The following is a 25,251-nucleotide window of genomic DNA, read 5'->3' as shown; positions in this document are numbered from 1 at the left end:
TCGCCGGAGGAGGGCAGGGCAGCCCTCACTCGTAGTCGTTCTTCTTGCGCCAGCTGTCGTCCTTGAGCGTGTCCACGCTGTCCGACAGCTCGTTGGCACTGCTGCTGGCCTGCTCGACCAGTTCGCTCTGCTGGCGTTTCACCTGGGTGATTTGCTCTTCGAGATAGGCCAGCAATTCGGTATAGCGCTCGGGTTGCTGCTGCTTGCGGATCTGCATGATCGCCCGCTCGTACGACTGGCGCGCCTGGATGTAGTGCTCGCTCTTGATCTGCTGTTCGGCCTGATAGCGGAAGAATTCCACATAGGTCGCCGTGAGCAGATAGCGCATCTCGCCGACCCAGCGCTGCGCCTCCTGGCCATCGAGAATGCCGATCTGGTTGGCGTGGGCGACGAGCGCATGGAGCATTTCCAGATAGCCGCGGACTTCCTTGACCCGGGCCTCGGTGTGCACGGGCCGGGCGACATTGCCGACCTCGATGTCGTCGCCCTTGGCCAGGGCTTCTTCCAGTTCGGTCTTGCGCGCGGTGAGGCTGGCGGAAGGGGTCTGCAGGGCGGCGAGGCGAGCGATCAGCCCCAGTTCAATGCGGTGGAACAGCTGCTTGAGCGCCGGGGTCATCAGCTGGCCGGGTAGACTGCCGCCCAGCTGGGCGCAGCGCTTGATGCGGTCGGTGAGGTCGGCGACCAGGCGCTGCTTTTCCAGGCGTCCGGCTTCGAGCTTCTGGTTGACGAAGGCGATCATGATCAACAAGAGGATGCCAAGCCCCACTACCGCTGCAATCATCGTTGAGGACATGACCTTCTCCATGGTGCTTGCCCGCCGTTTGTCGTGCGAGCGAAGTCGTTGATTTGAAAAGTATTTAATCAGCTATTGACGCCCAGGGTAAGGCTCCCTAGAATGCGCGCACTCCCAACGGCGGCAAGCGTCAGCCGAGTGGTAGGCCAGAGTCCTGAGGGATTCTACCTGGTCCCCTTCGTCTAGTGGCCTAGGACACCGCCCTTTCACGGCGGTAACAGGGGTTCGAGTCCCCTAGGGGACGCCAAAATTGCGGGAATAGCTCAGTTGGTAGAGCACGACCTTGCCAAGGTCGGGGTCGCGAGTTCGAGTCTCGTTTCCCGCTCCAGATACAATCCGGTTGCCCTCGGGCGGGCGGATGCAAGGTGAAAGGCCTTGTGGAAAGAGGTTTCGTCCCCTTCGTCTAGTGGCCTAGGACACCGCCCTTTCACGGCGGTAACAGGGGTTCGAGTCCCCTAGGGGACGCCATATTGCGGGAATAGCTCAGTTGGTAGAGCACGACCTTGCCAAGGTCGGGGTCGCGAGTTCGAGTCTCGTTTCCCGCTCCAAACAAACAAAGACACCGCCTCCAGGCGGTGTTTTTGTGTGCGCGTCTGTCAGGCCGGCCAGACGCCCGGCATCTGGCCGGGCGCGAGCCTGTCACTGGGGCGTATAGATCTGGTCGAAGATCCCGCCATCGGCGAAGTGGGTCTTCTGGATGCCGCTCCAGGGACCGAATTCCTTCTGCGCATCGATCAGTTCCAGCTTGGGAAAGCGATCGGCGTACTGCGCCAGGATCTGGGCATTACGCGGGCGCAGGAAGTTGTCCGCGGCGATCTTCTGGCCCTGGTCGGACCAGAGATACCTGAGGTAGTCCTCGGCCTCGGCGCGGGTGCCCTTCTTGTCGACGACACTGTCGACCACGCTCACCGGCGGCTCGGCCTGCACCGAGATGCTCGGATAGACCACCTCGAAGCCGCCACGACCGAATTCCCGCGCGATCATCTCGGCTTCGTTCTCGAAGGTCACCAGGACATCGCCCTGCTGGTTCTTCATGAAGGTGGTGGTGGCGGCGCGACCGCCGGTGTCCAGGATGGGCACGTGCTTGAACAGATCGGCGACGAAGGTGCGGGCTTTCTGTTCGTCTCCGCCCGGTTGGCGCAGCGCATAGGTCCAGGCGGAAAGATAGGTGTAGCGCCCGTTTCCGGAGGTCTTGGGATTGGGCACGATCACCTGGACGCCATCCTTGAGCAGATCGGACCAGTCGTGGATGCCCTTGGGGTTGCCCTGGCGGACGATGAGCACCGTGGCCGAGGTGAAGGGCGCGCTGCGGTCGGGCAGGCGGCTTTCCCAGTCCTTGGGCACCAGGCCGCGATCGGCCAGGGCCTGGATGTCGGTGGCCTGGTTCATGGTGATGACGTCGGCCTGCAGGCCGTCGATGACCGCGCGCGCCTGCTTGCTGGAGCCGCCATGGGACATCTGGATCACCGGGGTGTCGCCGTGCTCGGCTTTCCAGTGCGCCTGGAAGGCCGGGTTGTAGTCCTTGTAGAAGTCGCGCATGACGTCGTAGGAGACGTTGAGCAGCGGCGGGGCGGCCAGGACCTGGGCGCTGGCCACCAGGGCGGTGGCGAGCAGGGTAAGGCGAAGGAGCTTCATGGGGGCATCCTGCGAGTGGGGGTGCAGGACTATAGCCTGTCGCCCCGGTGGCGTGCAGAACGCCTGGAAATAAGCTCATGCGCGGCAACGGCAGTCGGGCCGCCAATGGTAGACTTTCGCTTTCGCCTGCGGTTGGGCACGGCGCGGTGAACAAGGGCTCCTGATATGCGGTTGAGGTCGATCAAGCTGGCGGGATTCAAATCCTTCGTCGATCCGACAACGGTGAATTTCCCGAGCAACATGGCAGCGGTGGTCGGCCCCAACGGTTGCGGCAAGTCGAATATCATCGACGCCGTGCGTTGGGTGATGGGCGAGAGTTCGGCCAAGAATCTGCGCGGCGAGTCGATGACCGACGTCATCTTCAACGGCTCCAACAGCCGCAAGCCGGTGTCCCAGGCCTCCATCGAACTGATCTTCGACAACTCCGACCACACCCTGGTGGGCGAGTACGCGAGCTACGCGGAAATCTCCATTCGCCGGCGGGTGACCCGCGAAGGCCAGAACACCTATTTCCTCAACGGCACCAAGTGCCGTCGGCGCGACATCACCGACATCTTCCTCGGCACCGGCCTCGGACCGCGCAGCTATTCGATCATTGAGCAGGGAATGATCTCCAAGCTGATCGAGGCGCGCCCGGAGGACCTGCGGCACTACATCGAGGAAGCCGCCGGCATCTCCAAGTACAAGGAGCGACGGCGCGAGACCGAGAATCGCATCCGCCGCACCCAGGAGAATCTCGCCCGCCTGACCGACCTGCGCGAAGAGCTGGAGCGTCAGCTGGAACGGCTGCACCGCCAGGCACAGTCGGCCGAACGCTTCCAGGCGTTCAGGCAGGAGGAGCGGCAACTCAAGGCGCAATTGCAGGCGGTGCGCTGGCGCGAACTGGATGGTCGCGTCGAGCAGCGCGAAAAGGTGATCCGCGACCAGGAGACCGCTCTCGAGGCCCTGACCGCCGAGCAGCGCCAGGCGGACGCCGGCATCGAGCGGCTGCGCGACGGTCATCACGAGCTGAGCGAAGCCTTCAATCGGGTGCAGGGTCGCTTCTATTCCCTGGGCGGTGACATCGCCCGCCTGGAGCAGACCATCCAGCACGGTCAGCAGCGCCAGCGGCAACTGCAGGACGATCTGCACGAAGCCGAACAGGCCCGCAGCGAAGCCGAGTCCCACCTGGAGCACGACCGGGTGCTGCTCGCCACCTTCGAAGAAGAGCTGGCGATGCTCGAACCCGAGGAAGCGGCGGCCCGGGAGCTGGGCGAGGAGGGCGGTGCCGCGCTGGAAGAGGCGGAGCTGGCCCTGGCGGACTGGCAGCAGCGCTGGGAGGCGCTCAGTGCGGCGAGCGTCGAGCCGCAGCGGGAAGCGGACGTGCAGCAGGCGCGCATCCGCTCGCTGGAGCAGAGTCTGGAGCGGGGCATGGACCGCCAGCGTCGACTGCGTGACGAGCGCACCCTGCTGGGCGAGGACGGTCCCTCCGAGCGGCTGGTCATGCTGGAGGAGCAGATCGCCGAAGACGAATTGCTGCTGGAAGACCTGGCCGAGCAGGAAGCGCAGGTCGCCGAGGACTTGCAGCAGCTGCGGGAGGAATTGCTGGAGCTGGCCGGCGAGCAGAGTCAGCGCCAGGGCGAATTGCAGCGGCTGGAAGGCCGCATCGCCTCGCTGGAGGCCCTGCAGCAGGCGGCGCTGGCCCCAGACACCGGCGCGGCTCAATGGCTCGAAGCCGAAGGGCTCGACCAGGCGCCGCAGCTGGCAGATGAGGTGCAGGTCACCCCGGGTTGGGAACTGGCGGTGGAAACCGTGCTGGGTAGCGATCTGCAGGCGGTCTGCCTGGATGATCTGGCGTCCCTGCGGCTCGACACCTTCGCCAGTGGCGCCCTTAATCTGGCACTGCCCGGCGCGGTGCCGGTCGCCGCGGGCAGCCTGCTGGAGCAGGTACAGGCACCGCGCGACCTATCGCCCTGGCTGGGGCAGGTGCTGATCGCGAACAGTTACGACGAAGCCCTGGCACGCCGGGCGGCCCTGACCCCGGGGCAGAGTCTGATCACGCCGGAAGGCTACTGGGTCTCCCGGCATTTCCTGCGCGTGCGTCGTGCCCAGGCGGCCGAAGGCAGTGTCCTGGTCCGCGGACGCGAACTGGAGGAATTGCAGGCGCGACGCCTGGAACTGAGCGCGGCGCTCGCATTACAGGAAGAGCGGCTGGAGGATCGTCGCGCGGCCCAGCAGCGGCTGGAAGGCGAGCGCGAAGAGGCGCGGCGACGCCAGCAGCAGGAGCAGCAGCGGCTGGCCGAGTCGCGCGCCCAGCTGTCCGCCCAGCAGGCGCGGGCCGAACAGTTGAGCATCCGTCGCCGGCAGCTGGAAGCCGAGCTCAAGGATGTCGAGCAGCAGCTGGCGCATGAGCAGGAAGAGCTGGGTGAATGCCGGTTGCGTCTGCAGGACGCCCTCGACGCCATGGCTGTGGATACCGAGCAGCGCGCCCAGCTGCAGGAACAGCGCGACCGTCATCGGCAGGCGGTGGAAGCGGCTCGGCAGCGCCAGCGCCAGGCCCAGGAGCAACTCCATCAGTTGACGGTGCGGCTGACCACCCTGAGAGCCCAGCGTCAGTCGACCCTCCAGGCGCTGGAGCGGCTGGAGTTGCAGACCGCACGCCTCGGCGAGCGCTGCGAGCAGCTCAATCTCAACCTGGAGGAAGGCGGCGAGCCCCTCGACGAATTACGACTGCGCCTGGAAGAGTTGCTGGAGCGGCGCCTGCAGGTGGACGAGGAGATGCGCACGGCGCGGCTGGCGCTGGAGGATGCCGATCGGGAATTGCGTGATTTCGAGCGACGGCGCCTGCAGGCGGAACAGCAGGCCACGCTGCTGCGCGGCCAGCTGGAGCAGCATCGCCTGGAGTGGCAGGGGCTGGCGACCCGGCGCAGTGGCTTCGCCGAGCAGCTGGCGGCCGATGGCTACGACCTGTCGACGGTGCTCGCGACCCTGCCCGTGGAGGCCAGCGAGGCCGTCTGGGAAGAGCAGCTGGAAGCCGTTGCGGCGCGGATCGTCCGGCTCGGACCGATCAACCTGGCGGCCATCGACGAATATCAGCAACAGGCCGAGCGCAAGACCTATCTCGATGCCCAGAACGCCGATCTGGTGGAGGCACTGGAGACCCTGGAAAGCGTCATTCGCAAGATCGATCGGGAAACCCGCAATCGTTTCAAGGACACCTTCGACCAGATCAATTATGGCCTCCAGGCCCTGTTCCCAAAAGTTTTCGGGGGTGGCAGCGCCTACCTGGAACTTACTGGGGAAGATTTACTCGATACCGGGGTTGCGATCATGGCGCGGCCGCCGGGCAAGAAGAACAGCACCATTCATTTGTTGTCGGGTGGCGAAAAGGCCCTGACGGCACTGGCGCTGGTCTTTGCCATCTTCCAGTTGAATCCGGCACCGTTCTGCATGCTCGATGAAGTGGATGCGCCCCTGGATGACGCCAACGTCGGCCGCTATGCCCGACTGGTCAAGAGCATGTCGGAGAAGGTGCAGTTCATTTACATCACGCACAACAAGATCGCCATGGAGATGGCCGATCAGTTGCTGGGTGTGACCATGCACGAACCGGGCTGTTCTCGGCTGGTGGCGGTGGATGTGGAAGAGGCGGTGGCCATGGTCGATGCCTAGTACCCCACAGCCTCGCGGCGTGGCGGTGTAAAGTTGGCAGCAGTCGTGCTAGCTTATGGCCGCGCTAGCGGTAAGTGGAAAAAGCTAAGAAGAACACTGACTTGGCGTAGGTTTCGGAGGTTTTGGAAAGACCTCGCAAGCGTCGACTTTCCAAAGTTTCCCGACGAGTGTCGGTCCATTATTTTCACAGGGGTATGTCTTTTTCATGGATATGGGTCTGCGCGAGTGGCTGATCATCATCGGCGTCATCGTCATCGCCGGTATTCTGTTCGATGGTTGGCGTCGCATGAGCGGCAAGGGCAAGCTCAAGTTCAAACTTGACCAGTCGCTGAACAACCATCCGGAACACCAGGACGAGGATCCGGAAATCGTTGGCCCGACACGGGTGATAGAGCCCAAGGAGCCTTCGCTGGATGATCCGGGCGAGCCGACGCCGCCGCGCTCCACCCAGCGCAAGCGCCGCGATGAACGCCGTGAGGAACCCAGTGCCGACAGCTTCGACCTGTCCGCCAGCGATGAAAGCCTGGCAGGCCTGGCCGTCGATTCCGATGAAGTCGCCACCCGTGGTCGCGACAAGCCGCGCAAGGACAAGCCGCTGAGCAGCAAGGCACCCGAGCGCGAGCCGGTCAGCGAGCCCGTCGGCACGGGCAACAGCCAGGCCGCCATGGCGCCGGTGGACGAGGTGCTGGTGATCAACGTGATCTCCCGCGACGAGAAGGGCTTTTCCGGTCCGGCGCTGCTGCAGAGCATCCTGGAAAGCGGGCTGCGCTTCGGCGACATGGACATCTTCCATCGTCACGAGAGCATGTCGGGCAATGGCGAGGTGCTGTTCTCCATGGCCAATGCCGTGCGTCCGGGCACCTTCGACCTGGATGCCATCGACGACTTCCATACCCCGGCGGTGAGTTTCTTCCTGGGTCTGCCCGGTCCGCGTCATCCCAAGCAGGCCTTCGACCTGATGGTGGCAGCGGCGCGCAAACTGTCGTCCGAGCTCAATGGCGAGCTGAAGGACGAGCAGCGCAGCGTCATGACCGCCCAGACCATCGAACACTACCGCCAGCGCATCGTCGATTTCGAACGCAAGAGCCTGATGCTCAAGCGTTGATCGCGCCGGAGCGAACCAAGAGCAGCCTCGGCTGCTCTTTTTGTTTGTAAGTTTTGCCGCGGCGCCCCGGTGCCGCCAGGGCCACCCCTGGGTGGCGACAGTGAGAGACCGCCATGACCGACGCCCAAGATGCCGTCACCCGGATCGCCGCCCTGCGCAGCGAGATCGACGCCCACAACTATCGCTACTATGTGCTGGACGAGCCGAGCGTGCCCGATGCCGAGTACGACCGGCTGTTCGGCGAACTCAAGACGCTGGAGGCCGAGCATCCCGAGCTGGTGACGCCCGACTCGCCCACCCAGAGGGTCAGCGGCTCGGCGCTGGCCGCCTTTGGCACCATCCGCCACGAGGTGCCCATGCTCAGCCTGGGCAACGCCTTCGCCGACGAGAACCTGCAGGATTTCGACCGCAGTGTCGGCAAGCGCCTGCGTGAGGAATTCGGCGAGACCGACTTCGCCGGACCGGATTCCGGTGTCGAGTACACCTGCGAGCCCAAGCTCGATGGACTGGCGGTCAGCCTGCTGTACGAGAACGGCCTGTTGACCCGCGGCGCCACCCGCGGCGACGGTACCACCGGCGAAGACATCACCACCAATGTGCGCACCATCCGCAACGTCCCGCTGCGCCTGCAGGGCGAAGGGTGGCCGGCGGTGCTGGAGGTGCGTGGCGAGGTGTTCATGTCCCGCGCCGGTTTCGAGACGCTCAATGCCCGGGCCATGGAAAGCGGTGGCAAGACCTTCGCCAATCCACGCAATGCCGCGGCCGGCAGCCTGCGCCAGCTGGATTCGCGGATCACCGCCCAGCGGCCGCTGGAGTTCTGCTGCTACGGTTTCGGGCGGGTCGAGGGCGGGGCTCTGCCGGACACCCAGTACGACATTCTCCAGCAGCTCCGGGAGTGGGGCATTCCCATCAGTCGCGAGCTGCGCAAGGTGCAGGGCGCGGAAGGTTGTCGTGCCTACTACCAGGACATCGGCCAGCGCCGCGATGCCCTGGCCTACGAGATCGATGGCGTGGTCTACAAGGTCAACCGCCTGGATTGGCAGGGCGAGCTGGGTTTCCGCGCCCGGGAACCGCGCTGGGCGCTGGCGCACAAGTTTCCCGCCCGGGAAGAGCTGACCGAATTGCTCAATGTCGAATTCCAGGTGGGCCGTACCGGTGCCATCACCCCCGTGGCCCGGCTCAGGCCGGTGCAGGTGGCCGGCGTCACCGTGACCAACGCCACCCTGCACAACATGGACGAGATCGCCCGGCTGGGCGTGATGATCGGCGACAGCGTGATCGTGCGCCGCGCCGGGGACGTCATCCCGCAGATCATGCAGGTGGTGCCAGAGCGGCGGCCGGCGGATGCCCGCCCGGTGGCGATCCCCACCCAGTGCCCGGTGTGCGGTTCGGCGGTGGAGCGCACCCAGCTGATCAAGCGCGGCAAGGGCAAGGAGTCGGTCAGCGAGGGCGTGGTCTATCGCTGTGTCGGCCGCCTGGCCTGCCAGGCGCAACTCAAGCAGGCGATCATCCACTTCGCCTCGCGGCGCGCCATGGACATCGACGGCCTCGGCGATCGCATCGTCGAGCAACTGGTGGACCGCGACCTGGTGAAATCGCCGGCGGATCTGTACACCCTGACCTACGAGCAGGTGGTCGAGCTGGAAGGCTTCGCCGAGGTGTCCAGTCGCAATCTGCTGGCGGCGATCGAAGCCAGCCGCCAGCCGGCGCTGGCCCGCTTCATCTTCGCCCTGGGCATCCCCGAGGTGGGCGAAGAGACCGCCAAGCGCCTGGCACGCGCCCTGGGCAGTCTGCAGCGCATCCGCGAGGCGCTGCCCGAGGTGCTGGTCTATCTGCCGGACATCGGGCCGGAGGTGGCCTTCGAGATCCACAACTTCTTCCAGTCCGCGCACAATCGCGAGGTCCTGGAGGCGCTACTGGCCAACGGTATCGCGCTGGCGGACGAGGGTGAGGTGCACGCCGAATTCTCCGGCTATGCCGCCTTCGCCGACTTCCTCGACCAGCTGCACATTCCCTACCTGGGCAAGACCGGCGCCAAGACCCTGGCCGCCGCCTTTCCCAGCCTGGCGGCCCTGATCGAGGGGTCGCAGGACTGGCTGACCTTCAAGACCCTCGCCGGGCTCAACGAGAGAGCCAAGCAGGGGTTACGCGAGTACTTCGCCGAGGCGGACAACGTCACCCGGGCGCTGGCCATCGAGGCCCAGCTCAAAGCCTTCGGCATGCACTGGGAAAGTACCCGCCAGGCCGTGCAGGGCCTGCCCTTCGCCGGCCAGACCTGGGTGCTCACCGGAACGCTGGAGGCCATGAGTCGTGACGAGGCCAAGGAGCGCCTGGAAGCCCTGGGCGCCAAGGTGTCGGGTTCGGTATCGGCCAAGACCGCCGTGGTGGTCGCAGGTCCAGGAGCGGGGTCCAAGCTGACCAAGGCGAATGAGCTGGGGGTCAAGGTGCTGGACGAGGACGCCTTCCTGCAGATCCTCGACGCTCAGGGCGTTCGCTAGCGACAGGGATCAGGCCCACAAGGGTCTGATCCTTATTGTTCTCGTCAATGACTGCAGACGTTATTGGAATATAACGAAGCGCCAATAAAGACCGGCACTTATTGATCGCTTCGTTTGAATGCTGCCGTCAGGCAGTGGCAAGGCAATGGCTGAACAGATTAGGCTTCGCTTGGTTTAAGCGAAGCCTTATTTAACGAGCAGAATAACTTCCCGGATTCAAGCGGAGCGCGTGGTCGGTTCGCTCGCACGTTCTTCTTTCTCGAAAACATCTTTTACCGCGATAGCCGCCTTGCTCGTTTGGCGATAGCCCTGGGGATTGAGCGATTGCCAGCGCCAGGCATCTTCCAGCATGGTGGCAAGGCTGCGTTCGGCGCGCCAGCCGAGCTCCTGCCAGGCCTTTTCCGGATCGGCCCAGCACTGGGCCACGTCGCCCGCGCGTCGTGGGGCGAAGTGACAGGGGATGTCGCGACCCAGTTGCTGTTCCAGGATCGCCACCACCTCCTTGACCGAATGCCCGCACCCGGTGCCCAGGTTCCAGGTCGAGACGCCCGGACGTTCGGCCAGGGCGTTCAGCGCCGCCAAATGGCCGCGGGCCAGGTCCTGCACATGGATGTAGTCGCGGACGCCAGTGCCATCGGGCGTCGGGTAGTTGTCGCCGAAGACGTCCAGCCAGGGCCGGCGACCATTGGCCACCTGCAGCAGATAGGGCACCAGGTTGTTGGGCGTGCCCTGGGGGTCCTCGCCGATCAGCCCTGAGGGGTGGGCGCCGATGGGATTGAAGTAGCGCAGCACGGCGATGGACCAGCGCGGATCGGCACCGGCGAGCCCGCGCAGCACCTGCTCGGCCGTGAGTTTCGACTGGCCATAGGGGTTGGTCGGCTCCGCGGTCGGGCAGCTTTCGCTAATCGGTGGAATGCAGTGACCGTAGACGGTGGCGGAAGAGCTGAAGACCAGCTGGTGCACCCCGGCGGCCGCCATGGCCTGGCAGAGCACCAGGGTGCCGCCGACGTTGTTGTCGAAGTAGCGCAGAGGGTGCTGCACGCTTTCGCCGACCGCCTTGAGCCCGGCGAAATGCAGGACCCCGGTGATCGGCAGCTCCTGAAACAGCCGATCCAGTAACGTGCGATCCCGTACGTCACCGCGTACGAAGACGGGCGCCCGCCCAGCCAGGGTGGCGATGCGCTGCACGGCCTCCACCCGGCTGTTGACCAGGTTATCCAGGATCACCACCTCGTGGCCCGCACGCAGCAGCTCCAGCGTCGTATGAGAACCTATGTAGCCCGCGCCGCCCGTGATCATCAACATGCAACCGTCCTCGCCAAACCTGTAGCCATTAATTCGGAATAACTGTTTCATGCAGGCTCGAGTGCAACTAACGCTTCGCTTTAGTTCTTTTCGAGCGAAGCGTTAGTTGTGCCAATTCATCGAGTAGACGTTGTTCTGAAGTTGAATGGCGATATTGGTTCTAGCGAAGCGGAAGTTCATCGACAAAGTTATGAACCCTTGCCAATTGAATAAGTCGATAACGTTGCTCGATATCGCGCAGCCCGACTGCCGATACCTTCGGGACGGTCTCTGGATGTTTTGCAAGTTGCCACGGCGCCGGTCGAGGCGCGGCTGTTTGGCCGCCCTCGGTCGGACGTTCGATCTCACAGGAGCACACCATGAGTTGGGCCGGCCCTCATACCGAAACGATCGGCAAGACCAAACAGCCCGCGCGCATTGCGGAGCGCCCCCTGGACCCCGCCAGGCCCCTGCTGCTATGCCTGGCCCATCTGCGCTGGAGCTTCGTCTACCAGCGCCCGCAGCACGAGATGGTGCGCTTCGCCGAGCACTACAACGTGCTCTATTGCGAAGAACCCCTGGATGCCACGGATGGCCGGTCGCATCTCGAGGTGCGGGTGGAAGAGAACGGCGTGCGCGTCCTGGTACCTCATCTGCCTCGCTGCCTGTCCGCGGAGGCGCGCGCCTGCGCCCAGCAGGAACTGCTGCAGACCTATCTGCAGGAGTTGCGACAGCCGGTGGCGGTGGCCTGGTATTTCACCCCCATGGCGCTGGACTATGCCGGTGCGATCCCGGCGCAGACCCTGGTCTACGACTGCATGGACGAACTCTCGGCCTTTCGCGGCGCGCCCCCGGCCCTGCTGCAGCGGGAGCGGGAATTGCTGCAGCGCGCCGACCTGGTGTTTACCGGGGGCTACAGCCTCTACGAAGCCAAGCGTGACCGCCATCCGCGGGTCTTTCCCTTTCCCAGCAGCGTGGACGTGGCGCATTTCGGTCAGGCTCGCGCGGCCCTGCCGGAGCCTGCAGACCAGGCCGGTCTGGGGCGGCCGCGGCTGGGCTTCTATGGCGTGATCGACGAGCGCCTGGATCTCGACCTGCTGGCCGCGGTGGCGCGGCTGCGTCCCCAGTGGCAGTGGGTGATCCTGGGCCCGGTGGTCAAGATCGATCCGGCCAGCCTGCCGCAGCTGCCCAATCTGCATTATCTGGGCGGCAAGACCTATGACGAGTTGCCGGCCTATCTGGCCGGCTGGGACGTGGCCTTGATGCCCTTTGCCCTGAACGAGGCGACGCGCTTCATCAGCCCCACCAAGACGCCCGAATACTTGGCCGGCGGCTGTCCGGTGGTGTCGACGCCCATCACCGATGTGGTGCGCACCTACGGCGACAGCGGCGTGGTCTGGATTGCCGAAGGCGCCGAGGCCTTTGTCGCCGCCTGCGAGGCGGCCCTGGCCAGTCAAGATCAGCGCGAAGCCTTTCTGGCGCGCGCCGATGCCCTGCTGACCGGGATGTCCTGGGACAGCACCTGTGACCTGATGCGGGAGAAGATCCAATGGCGGTAACGGCGCTCGAGCGTTTCGACTATCTGATCGTGGGAGCCGGTTTCGCCGGCAGCGTGCTGGCGGAACGGCTGGCCGCGGGGCTGGGCAAGCGCGTGCTGGTGGTGGATCGGCGACCGCACATCGGCGGCAATGCCTTTGATCACTATGACGATGCCGGGGTGCTGGTGCACCGCTATGGTCCGCACATCTTCCACACCAATTCCCCGCGCATCGTCGACTACCTGTCGCGCTTCACCGAGTGGCGGCCCTACGAGCATCGGGTCCTGGCCGACGTCGCCGGTCAGCAGGTGCCCATCCCGATCAACCTGACCACCCTCAATCGGCTCTATGGCCTGGAGCTGGACGAGCAGGGCGCCGAAGCCTTTCTCGCTGCCCGCGCCGAGCCGGTCGAAGACATCCGCACCTCCGAGGACGTGGTGATCAGCCAGGTCGGGCGCGAACTCTACGAGACCTTCTTTCGCGGCTATACCCGCAAGCAGTGGGGCCTGGATCCGTCGCAACTGGATCGTTCGGTGACGGCGCGGGTGCCGACCCGGACCACCACCGACGATCGCTACTTCGGCGACACCTTCCAGCAGATGCCCCTGCACGGCTTCACCCGGATGTTCGAGCGAATGCTGGATCACCCCAACATCAAGGTGATGGTGAACACCGACTACCGCGAGATCCGCGAACTGATTCCCCACCAGCATCTGGTCTACAGCGGACCCATCGACGAATTCTTCGATTATCGCTTCGGTCGGCTGCCGTATCGCTCCCTGGCCTTCAGGCACGAAACGCGCGATACGCCACGCTTCCAGCCGGTGGCGGTGGTCAACTATCCCAGCGAAGCGGTGCCCTATACCCGCATCACCGAGTACAAGCACCTCACCGGCCAGACGCACGAGCGCACCAGCCTGACCTACGAATATCCCAGCGCGGAAGGCGAGCCCTACTACCCGATTCCGCGCCCGGAAAACGCCGAGCTGTACCGGCGCTACCAGCACCTGGCGGAGGCGACCCCCAATGTCATCTTCATCGGCCGTCTGGGGACCTATCGCTACTACAACATGGACCAGGTGGTGGGTCAGGCGCTGGCCGCCTACAAGCGCATCGAGGAAGCGGAACTCGGGCCGGCGGCGGGGGAGAGCGCCGAACACCACGAAAGCCTGGCACGGCAGGCACCATGAGAGACGTGATGGCGGAACGCTCGCCGTTCCAGAGTTTCTTCATGGCCGGCTTCGAATGCTCCAGCCACCGGCGCGCCGATGGCCGGCGCCTGGATCTGCTCGCCAGCACCGCCCATGACCGCTGGGCCGCGGAGGATTATCGCGCGGTGGCGGAGCAGGGGTTGCGCACCGTACGCGACGGTTTGCGCTGGCACCGGGTGGAGGCCCGGGCGGGGCACTACGACTGGTCCAGCGTGCTGCCGCAGGTGCGTGCCGCGCGAGCGGCAGGCGTCCAGGTGATCTGGGACCTCTGCCACTATGGTTGGCCCGATCACCTGGATATCTGGCGACCGGCCTTCGTCGAGGCCTTCGCCCGCTATGCCGCCGCCTTTGCCCGGCTGTTGCGGGAGGAGGGCGAGACCCGTCCCTGCCTGGCGCCGATCAACGAAATCTCCTATTGGGCCTGGGCCGGCGGCGACCAGGGCCTGTTCAATCCCGGCGCCCGTGGCCGTGGTCAGGAGCTCAAGCATCAGCTGGTGCGCGCCAGCATCGCCGCGATCGAGGCGATTCGGGCCGAACTCCCAGAGGCGCGCTTCCTCGCCATCGATCCACTCATCCATGTGGCCGCGCGCCGCCCCGAGCAGCGCGAGGCCGCGGAAGCCTATCGCCAGGCCCAGTTCGAGGCCTGGGACCTGCTCAGCGGGCGCCAGTGGCCAGGGTTGGGCGGGCGCCCCGACTACCTCGACATCCTGGGGCTGAACTACTACTCCGACAACCAGTGGTACCTGGGCGGCGGGACCCTGGCGGTGGAGGATCCGGCCCATCGACCCTTGCAGGGCATGCTGGCCGAGGTCCACCAGCGCTATGGTCGGCCGTTGCTGATCGCCGAGACGGGTGCCGAAGGCCCGGCGCGAGCCGCCTGGCTGGAACAGGTGGCCGACCAGGTCGGGCGCGCGCTGCGCCAGGGCGTGCCGCTGCAGGGCATCTGCCTGTATCCGGTGCTCGACTATCCCGGCTGGGACGATGACCGCCTCTGTCCCACGGGGCTGTTTGGCGTGGCCGACGGGGCGGGGCGTCGGGCGCTGCACCAGCCCCTGGCCGAGGTCCTGCAGCGCCAGCGCCAGGTACTGGCAGGCGGTGCGGGACGATGAGCGCAGCGGAGCGCCGCGCGCGGCGGCGTGCCCAATGGCCCCTGCCGGAGCGGGTCGGCGCCTTTCTCTGGCGCTATGTCCGCCTGCGACCCTGGCACTTCGGCGGCCTGCTATTACTGGTGGTCGGCGCGGCGACCTGTGCGGTGGCGGTGCAATACGGCATGAAGCTGCTGGTCGATGCCATGGCCGATCCGGCCCGCCGGGTGGCGGTGTGGGGGCCGTTCTGGCTGTTCATCTCGCTGATCGTGCTGGAGAACCTGTTCTGGCGCGGTGGTGGCTGGCTGGGCTGTCGCACGGTGGTGGCCAGTGGCGCCGATCTGCGCGTCGATCTGTTCCGTTATCTCACCGGCCACCCGATGCACTATTTCTCCCAGCATTTCGCCGGGGCCCTGGGCAACCGGATCTCGGCCACCGGAGCGGCCGCGGGAGCCATCTACGGCGGGCTGGCCTGGAAGATCATGCCGCCCTGCGTCGACTTCATCGGCGCGGTGGTGGTGCTCTGCACCGTGGACCTGCGCATGGCCGGGGCGCTGGTGGCCTTCGTGCTGATCGTGGCCCTGGCGATCACCGCCTTCGGCATTCGCGGACGGGCGCGGCACCAGCGCTTCGCCGCCCAGTCGGCCCATGTCGGCGGCGAGCTGGTGGACCTGGTGCAGAACGTCTGGACCATCAAGGCCTTTTCCGCCCGGGAGCGTGAGGTGCAGCGACTGGCCCAGGCCATCGGCGTCGAGGCGCGTGCCCAGCGCAGCAGCTGGATGCATCTGGAGCAGGCCCGGGTACTCCACGATACCTGCCTGTCGCTGATGGCCGGCGGCATGCTGGCCTGGGCCATTGCGTTGTGGAGCCGTGGCAGCATCACCGCCGGCGACGTGGTCATGGTCAGCGCCCTGACCTTTCGCATCCTGCACGGCTCCCGTGACCTGGCCCTGGCGCTGGTGGACACCACCCAGCAGCTGGGAGCCATCGGCGAGACCCTGCGCATCCTTATCCAGCCCCACGGCCAGAGCGACGTCGAGCGACCCCTGACCCAGGCGCGCGGCGCCCTGAGCTTTACGGGCGTGCACTATCGCTATCCCGATGGGCGTGAGGTGTTCCAGGGTTTCGAGCTGGAGGTGCCGGCCGGCCAGAAGATCGGACTGGTGGGGCCGTCGGGCGCCGGCAAATCGACCCTGATCGGGCTGTTGCAGCGCCTCGACGATGTCCAGCAGGGGCGGATCTGCATCGATGGCGAGGACATCCGCACGGTCAGTCAGGACAGCCTGCGCCAGCGCATCGCCGTGGTGCCCCAGGAGAACGCGCTGTTCAATCGCAGCATCCGCGAGAACATCCGCTATGGCCGGCCGGAGGCCAGCGACGCCGAGGTGGAGGCGGCGGCCCGCCATGCCTATTGCGACGACTTCATCCGCGAGTTGCCCCTGGGCTACGACACCCCGGTGGGGGAGCGCGGCGTGCTGCTTTCCGGTGGTCAGCGCCAGCGCCTGGGCATCGCCCGGGCCTTTCTCAAGGATGCGCCCATCCTCATCCTCGACGAAGCCACCTCGGCGCTGGACAGCCATTCCGAGACGGTCATCCAGCGGGCCCTGCTGGAACTGATGCAAGGCCGCACCGTGGTGGCGGTTGCCCATCGGCTCTCCACCCTGACCGGCTTCGACCGCATTCTGGTGCTGGAGCAGGGCGTCATCGTCGAGGACGGTCCGCCGCAGCGGCTGCGCGAGGGGGAGGGCAGCTTCGCCGCGCTCTGGGAATTGCAGGCGGCACCCTAGCGAACCTAAGTCCTTGTATGGCTTGCAACTTCGCCCCAACCGAGTAGAATGACGCACCTCACCTCAGGGTGAGGCGTTATGGTGGCTCTGTCGGTCCCCCCGCAACGATCAACCGTGAACCCGGTCAGGCCCGGAAGGGAGCAGCCGCAGCGGTGATGTCGTGTGCCGGGGTGTGGCTGGCGGGGCCACCTCCATTTCTGCCCCCCGCTTTTCCTCTTTCCGCTTTTTTCCCTTCTTGTCCGCGTCACCTCCCAGCACTCCGCGAACCACGCCGCACGGCTTTCGTGACGAAATGCACTGTTTTGGTTCATGGCTCTGTGCCATCATGCGCGCCGCACTCTCACCACTGGACAGATGTCCAAGGATCTTTCGTGAAGAACGGACTCGAAAGCGCAGGACGCGCCCTGAGCAATGGCCTCCATCCCTATCGTGTCGACTGCCGGCGCGACACCGAGACGACGCTGGTCGCTCAGATCTACCACCCCAGCGAGCCCCTGCTGCTGATCAGGATCGACCTGACCAACGAGGAGGCGATCAATCCCTTCAAGATGAACGCCACCGTGAGCCGCCTGCGCGGCCAGCTGGATGCCCTGGCCGCCTATGTCGCAAGCGTGCTCCTGGCCGACGGCGAAGACCACTGCCGGCGCGCCTGAAACGGCTTTTTCGCTGCCGTTTCCCTTCCTGATCGCTTGAAAATCCGCCTGGCTGCCTCCATCTGGAGAGGTAGCCGCAGCCCGCGTGGCGTCGTCCCGATACCATGCGGCGGGATGCATTCGCGGCCCCTCTTCGTTAGCATGTGCTCCCCCACGTCTTCTCCTGATCAGGTCTCGATGAGTTACCAGGTTCTTGCGCGCAAATGGCGCCCGCGGTCATTCCGCGAAATGGTCGGCCAGACCCATGTGCTCAAGGCGCTGATCAATGCGCTGGACAACGAGCGGCTGCACCATGCCTATCTGTTCACCGGCACCCGCGGGGTCGGCAAGACCACCATCGCGCGGATCCTGGCCAAGTGCCTGAATTGCGAGACCGGCGTCAGCTCGACGCCCTGTGGCAGCTGCTCGGTGTGCCGCGAGATCGATGAAGGTCGCTTCGTCGACCTCATCGAGGTGGACGCCGCCAGCCGCACCAAGGTGGAAGACACCCGCGAGCTGCTGGAGAACGTGCAGTACGCGCCGTCCCGCGGTCGCTACAAGGTGTACCTCATCGACGAGGTGCACATGCTTTCCACCCACAGCTTCAACGCCCTGCTCAAGACGCTGGAAGAGCCGCCACCCCACGTCAAGTTCCTGCTCGCCACCACCGATCCGCAGAAGCTGCCGGTCACCATCCTCTCGCGCTGCCTGCAGTTCTCGCTGAAGAACATGCCGCCGGAGCGGGTCGTCGCCCACTTGCAGCAGGTGCTCGCTGCGGAAAGCATTCCCTTCGAGGACGATGCCCTCTGGCTGCTGGGTCGCGCGGCCGATGGCTCCATGCGCGACGCCATGAGCCTGACCGATCAGGCGATCGCCTTCGGCGAGGGCAAGGTGCTGGCCGCCGATGTGCGCGCCATGCTCGGAACCCTCGATCATGGCCAGGTCTACGACGTACTCCAGGCCTTGCTGGAAGGTGACGGTCGCGCGGTGCTGGACGCGGTCCGCCATCTGGCCGAGCAGGGCCCCGACTGGGGCGGCGTGCTGGCCGAGCTGCTCAATGTGCTGCACCGCGTGGCCATCGCCCAGGTGCTGCCCGATGCGGTGGACAATGGCCAGGGCGATCGCGAGCGGGTGCTGAGCCTGGCGCAGACGCTACCGGCGGAAGATGTCCAGTACTACTACCAGCTGGGTCTGGTTGGCCGTCGCGATCTGCCACTGGCACCGGATCCGCGTCACGGCTTCGAAATGGTCCTGCTGCGTATGCTGGCCTTCCGGCCCGCCGGTGCGGTGGTTACCGAGCGACCGGCACTAAAGACGACGGGAGCCAGCCCGGCCACGGCTGACTCCAACCCCCGTCCGGTGGCCGTGGCGGTTCCGGTGGCCCCAGCGCCTGCCCCCAGGCCTCAGGCAGCCCCTGCGCCTGTCCCCGTGCCGCCACCTGCAGTTAATACCACCCCTGAAGAGGTGCCGGTCGATCTGCCCTGGGAGGAGTCCGGGCAAGCAGAGGTCAAGGCGGCAGCGGTGCCTGCCCCCGCGCCGGTGGCGCGGGTCGCTGCGCCCGCCGCTCAGGCGGCGCCGAGCGCCGCGCCCACGCCCGCGCCACGGGTCGAGACGACGCCGGACGCCACGGTGATCGCCGAACTGCCCGCGGACACGGCCGGTGACGATCTGGACGGTGACGAAGAGCCGCCGCCAGCCGAGGATTACTACGAGGTGGGGCTGGACGACTACCTCGACAGCCTGGGTGAGCCGGCCGCCGAAGCGGTGGCCGCGGCGCCAGCGCCGGCGGTGCAACCGGCCACCGGTTTGGCAGCCGATTGGCAGACCCTGTTCCCCGACCTCAAGCTGGGCGGGTTGACGGCCAGCATCGCGGCCAACTGCACCCTGGTGGCGGTGGACGGCGATCGCTGGCACCTGCACCTGGATCCGGCGCAGAGCGCGCTGTTCAACGCCAACCAGCAGCGCCGGCTCAACGACGCCCTGAACCAGCAGCAGGGACGCCCGATTACGCTCGAGGTCACCATCCAGACCCCCGAGCAGGAGACGCCCGCCCAGGCCGCCGCACGGCGCCGGGCGGAGCGGCAGCGGCAGGCGGAGTTGTCGATCCAGGACGACCCGCTCATCCGCCAGATGATGCAACAGTTCGCCGCCACGGTGCGCGCGGGTACCATCGAGCCGGTCGACACCCAAGCCTGACCGGTTTTCCATTCATAGTTCGAGGTAGCAGACATGATGAAAGGTGGCATGGCCGGCCTGATGAAGCAGGCCCAGCAGATGCAGGAAAAGATGCAGAAGATGCAGGAAGAGCTGGCGAACGCCGAAGTGACCGGTCAATCCGGCGCCGGCCTGGTCAGCGTCGTCATGACCGGCCGACACGACGTCAAGCGCGTCAGCCTGGACGACAGCCTGATGCAGGAAGACAAGGAAATCCTCGAAGACCTGATCGCCGCCGCGGTGAACGACGCCGTGCGCAAGATCGAGCAGAACAGCCAGGACAAGATGTCCGGCATGACCTCCGGGATGCAGCTGCCGCCCGGCTTCAAGATGCCTTTCTAAGCTGCTCCAGCTGCGGGTGTCCAGCGGGCACCCGTCTCTCCCGCCCTCCAGTACGGTAGTCCATGAGCTTCAGTCCCCTGATTCGCCAATTGATCGATGCGCTCCGGGTCCTGCCCGGGGTCGGCCAGAAGTCCGCCCAGCGCATGGCCCTGCAACTGCTCGAACGCGAACGCCAGGGTGGCTTGCGCCTGGCCACTGCCCTCAGCGCCGCCATGGAAGGGGTTGGGTATTGCCAGCGCTGCCGCACCCTCAGCGAAGACGAGATCTGCGGCTTCTGCGCCGACAGCCGGCGTGACGACAGCCTGCTCTGCGTGGTGGAAGGCCCCATGGATGTCTTCGCCGTGGAGCAGACCGGCTATCGTGGGCGCTACTTCGTGCTCAAGGGGCACCTGTCGCCCATCGACGGCCTGGGTCCGGACGCCATCGGCGTACCCGAACTCGAACGGCGCGTCAGCGAAGGCGGCTTCACGGAAATGATCATTGCCACCAACCCCACGGTGGAAGGCGAGGCGACCGCCTACTACATCGCCCAGCTGCTGGCGCCCAAGGGTCTGACCATCTCCCGTATCGCCCATGGCGTGCCCCTGGGTGGCGAACTCGACCTGGTCGACGGCGGCACCCTGACCCACGCCTTCGCCGGGCGCAAGCCGATCTCGCTCTAGCGCTGCGCTATCCCGTCGCTGCAAGACGGCGACAGGCCTGTATCTTGTGATCGAGAAGCATTATCATTATCGGAAATCAGCGGCTTCCGAGGATGGTGATGCAGACGCTCGAGTCCGACCGGTATGGACACATCCGGACCCTCTACCTGGACCACCATGGCTGGCTGCGCGAGCGGCTGCAGCGGCGGCTGGGTTGCCTGGGGCAGGCGGCCGACCTGGCCCAGGACACCTTCGTGCGGCTGCTGGCCCGGGAAGGCGAGCTGGAACGCCTGCGTGAGCCGCGCGCCTTCCTGGCGACCGTCGCCCAGGGACTGCTGGCCAACCACTGGCGCCGCCAGGCGCTGGAGCGCGCCTATCTCGAGGCGCTCGCCGCGCGACCGCAGGCCGTGCAGCCTTCGCCGGAAGCCCAGGCGCTGATCCTGGAAACCCTCACCGAACTCGATGCGCTGCTCGACTGCCTGCCTGGCCGGGTGCGCCAGGCCTTTCTGCTGGCGCAACTGGAAGGCCTCACCTATGCCGTCATCGCCGAGCGCCTGGGCGTGTCGGAGCGGATGGTCAAGAAGTACATGGCCCAGGCCATGCTGCACTGCCTGGAATTGGTGTCTTGAGTGCGCTGACGCCTGGCGGTGGCGGACCTCTGGCGGAAGCGGCGGACTGGTTCGCCGAACTGGCTGCCGACGAGGTGGACCCCGTCACCGAGCGAGCCTGGGAGCGCTGGTTGCAGGCGGATAGCCGCAACGCCGTGGCCTGGGCGCGGGTGGAAGAGATCAGTGCGCGTTTCAGCGGACTGCCGGCGTCCGGTCGACTGGCCCTGGCGCGGCGCGAGTCCCTGGGCCGGCGCCGGGCGCTCAAGGTGCTGGGATTGGCCCTGGGTGGTCTGGCGCTGGGCTGGGCGCGGCCGGACGACTGGCAGCTGGGGCAGGGCGCCACCTTGAGCACGGCGGTTGGCGAGATCCGCGCCTTCGACCTGGCCGCCGGGGTGCGCGTCTGGCTCAACACCGACAGCCAGCTCGCGCGCGGGGCCACGGCGGATCACTGGCGCTTGCTGCGCGGCGAGGCGTTGTTCGAAAGCCGAGGGCGCGCGGCGCCCACGGTGCTGGATACGACGCCAGGCCGGGTGCGCTTCGGGGCGGGCTGCTGCGCGATCCACGCGCGGGACGAGGGGTTGGAAGTCGCGGCCTACAGTGGCGCTCTGCACTTGCTGCCACGCCAGGCCCGACCCGAGCGCCTGGCGCAAGGGGCTCGAGCGCTGATGACGGCTACCGCCGTACAGCCGCTAGGCACGGTCGATCCGGGGCGGCAACTCTGGCGCCAGGGGCGGCTGGTGGTGGACGACTGGTCGCTGGCGGCCCTGGTGGCGGAGCTGGGTCGCTATCGACCGGGCCTGCTGACCTGCACCGCCACAGTCGCCCAACTGCGGGTGGTGGGCAGCTATCCCCTGGCTGACACCGATCGCGCGCTGGCCGCCCTGGCCGACAGCCTGCCGGTGCGGGTGGAGCGGCGCCTGCCCTGGTGGGTGCAGATCGTGCCCGCCTGAAAAAAATCGCTGCAGGTGGTTCCCCTTTGGCGCGCTCGCGGGGCTTGGGGGAAACGATCTCCGCTTCGAGGCCCTCCATGCACCGCCATACCCGTTTCACCCTGCATCCGCTGTGCCGCGCCCTGCGCGTCTTCGCCCTGGCCATGCCGCTGGGCATCACCGGCCTGGCCACGTCCCAGGGCCTGGTCCAGGCGGCGCCCCTGGCGCAGGAATACCGCATCGAGGCGGGCAGTCTGGCCACGGTGGTGAGCACCTTCGCCGCCCAGAGCGGCGTGCTGCTGTCGGCGCCCGCCCAGGGGCTGGAAGGTCGGCGCAGTCCGGGCCTGCAAGGCCGCTACACGCCGGCCGAGGGCTTCCAGCAGATCCTCCAGGGCAGTGGCCTGCAGGCGGTGCGCCAGGCGGATGACAGCTATCGCCTGGAGGCCATGCCCGCGAGCGGGGTGACCGCCCTCAGCGACACCACGGTGACCGGCTTCGCCCTGGGCAACGCCCTGGGCGAGACCGATGGCTACCTGGCGACCCACAGCGACGTGGCCACCAAGACCAGCAAGGGACTGCTGGAAACCTCCCAGTCGGTCTCGGTGGTGACCCGCGAGCAGATCGATGACCAGGGCGCCAAGACCGTGCAGCAGGCCATGAGGTACACCCCGGGCATCTTCACCGGCCAGATCGGCGCCTCCAATCGCTACGACTATGTGGTGATGCGCGGCTTCGCCGACAACAGCGTCGACAATGTCTTTCTCGACGGCCTCAAGACCATGGGCGACAGCGGCACCTTCAGCTCGCTGCAGGTCGACCCCTATTTCCTCGAGCGCATCGACGTGGTGAAGGGGCCGGCTTCGGTGCTCTATGGCCGCAGCCTGCCGGGCGGCCTGGTGGCCCTGACCAGCAAGAAGCCACTGTACCAGCCCTACCACCAGGTCCAGGCTACCCTGGGCAATCTCGGCCAGCGCGGCGCCGGTTTCGATTTCGGCGGACCGCTGGACGAGGAGGGGCATATCGCCTACCGCCTGGTGGGTCTGGCCCAGCACAGCGACACCCAGTTCGATCATGTGGAGGAAGAGCGCTATGCCCTGGCCCCCAGTCTGGCCATCGACCTGAGTGACGACACCATCCTGACCCTGCAGGCCTATCTGCAAAAGGACCCGGATGGCGGCTACCACAGTGGCGTCCCGGCCGAAGGCAGCCTCTATCGCCGCAATGGCCGCTACATCAGCAATCACTTCTTCGACGGCGAGCCTGACCACGACAAATTCGAGCGAACCCAGCAGATGGTCGGCTACCAGTTCGAGCACAGGTTCAACGACGTCTGGAGCGCGCGGCAGAATTTCCGCTATGCCAAGTCGCGGGTCGAGCTGGAGCAGGTCTATGGCTACGGCTATGTCGGCAGCAGCGACCTGCTCAATCGCTACTACTCCGGCGGCCGCGAGAATCTGCACGCCTATACCCTGGACAACCTGGTGCAGGCGGACTTCGACTGGGCGGGCAGCCGTCATACCCTACTGGCCGGCCTGGACTACCAGCGCCGCTGGACCCACGTCGACTGGCCCAGTGGCACGGCAGATCCGCTGGATGCCTTCGCGCCCAGCTATGGTGGCCAGGTGACCGTCTACCCGGGCAGCGAATACCGCCGCGAACTGCAGCAGACCGGCGTCTACCTGCAGGACCTGATCGAGCTGGATCGCTGGCGCCTTTCGCTCGGCCTGCGCCAGGACTGGGTGGAGATCGGCATCGAGGATCGCCAGGCGGGTACCCGCAGCAGCGCGCGCCGCGGCCAGGCCAGCGGGCGCGCCGGAGCGCTCTATCTGTTCGACAATGGCCTGGCGCCCTACCTGAGCTATTCCACGTCCTTCAATCCCAATGCCTACAACGATGCGGCGGGCAATCCGCTGGAGCCCACCGAGGGCAAGCAGTGGGAGCTGGGCCTGAAATACCAGCCGCCCGGCAGCGCCAGCTTCTACACCGCCTCGCTGTTCCACATCACCCAGGAAAACGTGGCGACCAAGCTGCCCCAGGAGGACTTCTATTCTTCGGTGGGCGAGATCCACTCCCGTGGCCTGGAGCTGGAGGGCCATCTGCAACTGGCCGAGCGGCTCAAGCTGCTGGGCAGTTACACCTTCACCGACATCGAGTACACCCAGGCGCTGGACGGCACCCAGGGCAATACGCCGAATCAGGCGCCGCGGCACCAGGCGTCGCTGTGGGGGCAATACGAACTGGCGGGGCCCCTGGCGGGCTTCAGCGTCGGCGCCGGCGCGCGCTACGTGGGCACCAGCTGGGCGGACAAGGCCAATACCCGCAAGGTACCGGCCTACACCCTGGTGGACGCCATGCTCGCCTATGACTTCACCCGCCTGGGGCTGCCGGGGCTCACGGCGCGGGTCAATGCCAACAACGTGCTGGGCAAGGACTACGTGGCGTCCTGCTACAGCCTGGACTTCTGCTATTTCGGCGAGGAGCGCAACGTGACCGCGACGGTCAGCTACAGCTTCTAGGTGCTCAGGGTCCTGCCACTCAGGCAGGACCCCTGGCCTCAACCTTCCAGCTGACCGCCGGCCAGGGCGCAGAGGCGGGCGGAATCGAGGATGCGTACTTCCTTGCCTTCGGCCGCCAGCACACCGCTCTGCTGGAAGCGGGTGAAGACGCGCGACACGGTTTCCACCGCCAGGCCGAGGAAGTTGCCGATCTCGTTGCGCGACATGCTCAGGCGGAATTGCTGGGCGGAAAAGCCGCGGGCATGGAAGCGCGCGGAGAGATTGACCAGGAAGGTGGCGATGCGCTCGTCGGCGCTCTTCTTCGACAGCAGCACCATCATCTGTTGGTCGTCGCGGATCTCCCGGCTCATCACCCGCAAGAGCTGGCGGCGCAGTTGCGGCAGCTGCTCGGAGAGTTCGTCCAGGCGCTCGAAGGGGATCTCGCAGACGGTGGTGGTCTCCAGCGCCCGGGCCGAGACCGGATAGCGCTCGGTGTCCATGCCCGACAGGCCGACCAGTTCGCTGGGCAGGTGGAAGCCGGTGATCTGCTCCTCGCCGGCATCGCTCAGGCTGCTGGTGCGCAGGGCGCCGGAACGTACCGCATAGACCGAGCCGAAGGTATCGCCCTGGCGGAACAGGTGGTCACCCTTGGCCAGCGGCCGGCCGCGCTTGACGATCTGGTCGAGGGCGTCCAGGTCTTTCAGATCGAGCGACAGCGGCAGGCACAGCGAGGCGAGGCTGCAATCCTTGCAATGGGCCTGGGCGTTGCGCAGCTTGAGGGGCTCGGTCATGGGGGAGGATCG

Annotated in this window: 18 protein-coding genes, 4 tRNA genes and 1 other RNA gene; 19 read left to right on the top strand and 4 right to left on the bottom strand. The window is 66.3% G+C overall.

Going from position 1 to position 25,251, the window contains the following annotated elements:
* Window positions 1-25 precede the first annotated feature (25 nt).
* Window positions 26-793, bottom strand: a complete 768-nt coding sequence (locus tag FHR73_RS07700; RefSeq protein ID WP_260175663.1) for a hypothetical protein — start codon at window positions 791-793, stop codon at window positions 26-28.
* A 171-nt stretch (window positions 794-964) separates the two neighbouring features.
* On the opposite strand from FHR73_RS07700, the gene FHR73_RS07695 reads away from it, so the two are divergent.
* The 4 genes from FHR73_RS07695 to FHR73_RS07680 all read left to right on the top strand — a co-directional run bounded on the left by FHR73_RS07695 (window position 965) and on the right by FHR73_RS07680 (window position 1,341).
* Window positions 965-1,040: transfer RNA gene (locus FHR73_RS07695), tRNA-Glu, on the top strand.
* A gap of 5 nt (window positions 1,041-1,045) precedes the next feature.
* Window positions 1,046-1,121: transfer RNA gene (locus FHR73_RS07690), tRNA-Gly, on the top strand.
* A 64-nt stretch (window positions 1,122-1,185) separates the two neighbouring features.
* Window positions 1,186-1,261, top strand: a tRNA-Glu gene (locus FHR73_RS07685).
* Window positions 1,262-1,265: 4 nt separating this feature from the next.
* Window positions 1,266-1,341 (top strand) — tRNA-Gly (locus FHR73_RS07680).
* A gap of 91 nt (window positions 1,342-1,432) precedes the next feature.
* Here FHR73_RS07680 and FHR73_RS07675 read toward each other — a convergent pair.
* Window positions 1,433-2,428 (bottom strand): sulfate ABC transporter substrate-binding protein, encoded by a 996-nt coding sequence (locus FHR73_RS07675; RefSeq protein WP_183630345.1) that lies wholly within the window; start codon window positions 2,426-2,428, stop codon window positions 1,433-1,435.
* Window positions 2,429-2,593: 165 nt separating this feature from the next.
* On the opposite strand from FHR73_RS07675, the gene smc reads away from it, so the two are divergent.
* The 3 genes from smc (at window position 2,594) to ligA (ending at window position 9,682) form a co-directional block, all read left to right on the top strand.
* Window positions 2,594-6,079, top strand: coding sequence for a chromosome segregation protein SMC (smc, locus tag FHR73_RS07670; protein ID WP_183630344.1), 3,486 nt, complete (start codon window positions 2,594-2,596; stop codon window positions 6,077-6,079).
* 205 nt (window positions 6,080-6,284) lie between these two features.
* The gene (gene zipA / locus FHR73_RS07665) at window positions 6,285-7,184 is read left to right on the top strand and encodes a cell division protein ZipA (RefSeq protein ID WP_183630343.1); all 900 of its coding nucleotides are present in this window, start codon (window positions 6,285-6,287) and stop codon (window positions 7,182-7,184) included.
* A gap of 113 nt (window positions 7,185-7,297) precedes the next feature.
* Entirely contained in the window at window positions 7,298-9,682 is a 2,385-nt protein-coding gene (ligA, locus tag FHR73_RS07660; RefSeq protein ID WP_183630342.1) for an NAD-dependent DNA ligase LigA, read from the top strand.
* Between the two features lie 216 nt (window positions 9,683-9,898).
* Here ligA and galE read toward each other — a convergent pair whose 3' ends face one another.
* Window positions 9,899-10,987 carry a UDP-glucose 4-epimerase GalE gene (galE, locus tag FHR73_RS07655; protein WP_183630341.1) on the bottom strand — a complete coding sequence of 363 codons (1,089 nt, stop codon included), beginning with the start codon at window positions 10,985-10,987 and terminating at the stop codon, window positions 9,899-9,901.
* 359 nt (window positions 10,988-11,346) lie between these two features.
* Between galE and FHR73_RS07650 the strand changes: the two genes are divergently transcribed.
* From FHR73_RS07650 to FHR73_RS07595, 12 genes are all read left to right on the top strand, one after another.
* Window positions 11,347-12,525 (top strand): glycosyltransferase family 1 protein, encoded by a 1,179-nt coding sequence (locus FHR73_RS07650; protein ID WP_183630340.1) that lies wholly within the window; start codon window positions 11,347-11,349, stop codon window positions 12,523-12,525.
* Window positions 12,516-13,694, top strand: coding sequence for a UDP-galactopyranose mutase (gene glf / locus FHR73_RS07645; protein ID WP_183630339.1), 1,179 nt, complete (start codon window positions 12,516-12,518; stop codon window positions 13,692-13,694). The genes FHR73_RS07650 and glf overlap by 10 nt, the downstream gene beginning before the upstream one ends.
* An 8-nt stretch (window positions 13,695-13,702) precedes the next feature.
* A complete protein-coding gene (locus tag FHR73_RS07640; protein WP_183631523.1) occupies window positions 13,703-14,824 on the top strand; it encodes a beta-glucosidase in 1,122 nt (373 codons plus the stop codon).
* On the top strand, window positions 14,821-16,587 hold the full coding sequence (locus tag FHR73_RS07635) for an ABC transporter ATP-binding protein (protein ID WP_183630338.1): 1,767 nt from the start codon (window positions 14,821-14,823) through the stop codon (window positions 16,585-16,587). The genes FHR73_RS07640 and FHR73_RS07635 overlap by 4 nt, the downstream gene beginning before the upstream one ends.
* Before the next feature lie 88 nt (window positions 16,588-16,675).
* An RNA gene (gene ffs / locus FHR73_RS07630) (signal recognition particle sRNA small type) lies at window positions 16,676-16,772 on the top strand.
* 186 nt (window positions 16,773-16,958) lie between these two features.
* A complete protein-coding gene (locus FHR73_RS07625; RefSeq protein ID WP_183630337.1) occupies window positions 16,959-17,240 on the top strand; it encodes a hypothetical protein in 282 nt (93 codons plus the stop codon).
* A 177-nt stretch (window positions 17,241-17,417) separates the two neighbouring features.
* Window positions 17,418-19,415, top strand: a complete 1,998-nt coding sequence (gene dnaX, locus FHR73_RS07620; protein WP_183630336.1) for a DNA polymerase III subunit gamma/tau — start codon at window positions 17,418-17,420, stop codon at window positions 19,413-19,415.
* Window positions 19,416-19,448: 33 nt separating this feature from the next.
* Window positions 19,449-19,775: a YbaB/EbfC family nucleoid-associated protein gene (locus FHR73_RS07615; RefSeq protein ID WP_007162246.1), complete on the top strand. Its 327-nt coding sequence runs from the start codon at window positions 19,449-19,451 to the stop codon at window positions 19,773-19,775.
* Window positions 19,776-19,837: 62 nt separating this feature from the next.
* Window positions 19,838-20,437, top strand: coding sequence for a recombination mediator RecR (gene recR, locus FHR73_RS07610; RefSeq protein WP_183630335.1), 600 nt, complete (start codon window positions 19,838-19,840; stop codon window positions 20,435-20,437).
* Between the two features lie 98 nt (window positions 20,438-20,535).
* Window positions 20,536-21,045 carry a sigma-70 family RNA polymerase sigma factor gene (locus FHR73_RS07605; protein WP_183630334.1) on the top strand — a complete coding sequence of 170 codons (510 nt, stop codon included), beginning with the start codon at window positions 20,536-20,538 and terminating at the stop codon, window positions 21,043-21,045.
* A complete protein-coding gene (locus FHR73_RS07600) occupies window positions 21,042-21,974 on the top strand; it encodes a DUF4880 domain-containing protein (RefSeq protein WP_183630333.1) in 933 nt (310 codons plus the stop codon). Before FHR73_RS07605 ends, FHR73_RS07600 begins: the two co-directional genes overlap by 4 nt.
* A 77-nt stretch (window positions 21,975-22,051) precedes the next feature.
* Complete coding sequence (locus FHR73_RS07595; RefSeq protein WP_183630332.1) at window positions 22,052-24,469, top strand: TonB-dependent siderophore receptor; 2,418 nt, start codon at window positions 22,052-22,054, stop codon at window positions 24,467-24,469.
* 38 nt (window positions 24,470-24,507) lie between these two features.
* Here the strand turns inward: FHR73_RS07595 and fnr are convergent, their stop codons facing one another.
* Window positions 24,508-25,239: a fumarate/nitrate reduction transcriptional regulator Fnr gene (fnr, locus tag FHR73_RS07590; RefSeq protein ID WP_007162251.1), complete on the bottom strand. Its 732-nt coding sequence runs from the start codon at window positions 25,237-25,239 to the stop codon at window positions 24,508-24,510.
* Between the last annotated feature and the right edge of the window lie 12 nt (window positions 25,240-25,251).

Source organism: Pseudomonas sp. AS2.8, assembly GCF_014190935.1.
Classification (GTDB): domain Bacteria; phylum Pseudomonadota; class Gammaproteobacteria; order Pseudomonadales; family Pseudomonadaceae; genus Chryseomonas.
Note: the sequence above shows the minus strand (reverse complement) of the source record. Positions and strands in the feature narration are given on the sequence as shown.

What these genes read in the sequence shown, in the direction of transcription:
- FHR73_RS07700 (WP_260175663.1), bottom strand. Translation starts at nt 793, where the DNA reads ATGTCCTCAACGATGATTGCAGCGGTAGTGGGGCTTGGCATCCTCTTG.
- FHR73_RS07675 (WP_183630345.1), bottom strand. Translation starts at nt 2,428, where the DNA reads ATGAAGCTCCTTCGCCTTACCCTGCTCGCCACCGCCCTGGTGGCCAGC.
- smc (WP_183630344.1), top strand. Translation starts at nt 2,594, where the DNA reads ATGCGGTTGAGGTCGATCAAGCTGGCGGGATTCAAATCCTTCGTCGAT.
- zipA (WP_183630343.1), top strand. Translation starts at nt 6,285, where the DNA reads ATGGATATGGGTCTGCGCGAGTGGCTGATCATCATCGGCGTCATCGTC.
- ligA (WP_183630342.1), top strand. Translation starts at nt 7,298, where the DNA reads ATGACCGACGCCCAAGATGCCGTCACCCGGATCGCCGCCCTGCGCAGC.
- galE (WP_183630341.1), bottom strand. Translation starts at nt 10,987, where the DNA reads ATGTTGATGATCACGGGCGGCGCGGGCTACATAGGTTCTCATACGACG.
- FHR73_RS07650 (WP_183630340.1), top strand. Translation starts at nt 11,347, where the DNA reads ATGAGTTGGGCCGGCCCTCATACCGAAACGATCGGCAAGACCAAACAG.
- glf (WP_183630339.1), top strand. Translation starts at nt 12,516, where the DNA reads ATGGCGGTAACGGCGCTCGAGCGTTTCGACTATCTGATCGTGGGAGCC.
- FHR73_RS07640 (WP_183631523.1), top strand. Translation starts at nt 13,703, where the DNA reads ATGGCGGAACGCTCGCCGTTCCAGAGTTTCTTCATGGCCGGCTTCGAA.
- FHR73_RS07635 (WP_183630338.1), top strand. Translation starts at nt 14,821, where the DNA reads ATGAGCGCAGCGGAGCGCCGCGCGCGGCGGCGTGCCCAATGGCCCCTG.
- dnaX (WP_183630336.1), top strand. Translation starts at nt 17,418, where the DNA reads ATGAGTTACCAGGTTCTTGCGCGCAAATGGCGCCCGCGGTCATTCCGC.
- FHR73_RS07615 (WP_007162246.1), top strand. Translation starts at nt 19,449, where the DNA reads ATGATGAAAGGTGGCATGGCCGGCCTGATGAAGCAGGCCCAGCAGATG.
- recR (WP_183630335.1), top strand. Translation starts at nt 19,838, where the DNA reads ATGAGCTTCAGTCCCCTGATTCGCCAATTGATCGATGCGCTCCGGGTC.
- FHR73_RS07605 (WP_183630334.1), top strand. Translation starts at nt 20,536, where the DNA reads ATGCAGACGCTCGAGTCCGACCGGTATGGACACATCCGGACCCTCTAC.
- FHR73_RS07595 (WP_183630332.1), top strand. Translation starts at nt 22,052, where the DNA reads ATGCACCGCCATACCCGTTTCACCCTGCATCCGCTGTGCCGCGCCCTG.
- fnr (WP_007162251.1), bottom strand. Translation starts at nt 25,239, where the DNA reads ATGACCGAGCCCCTCAAGCTGCGCAACGCCCAGGCCCATTGCAAGGAT.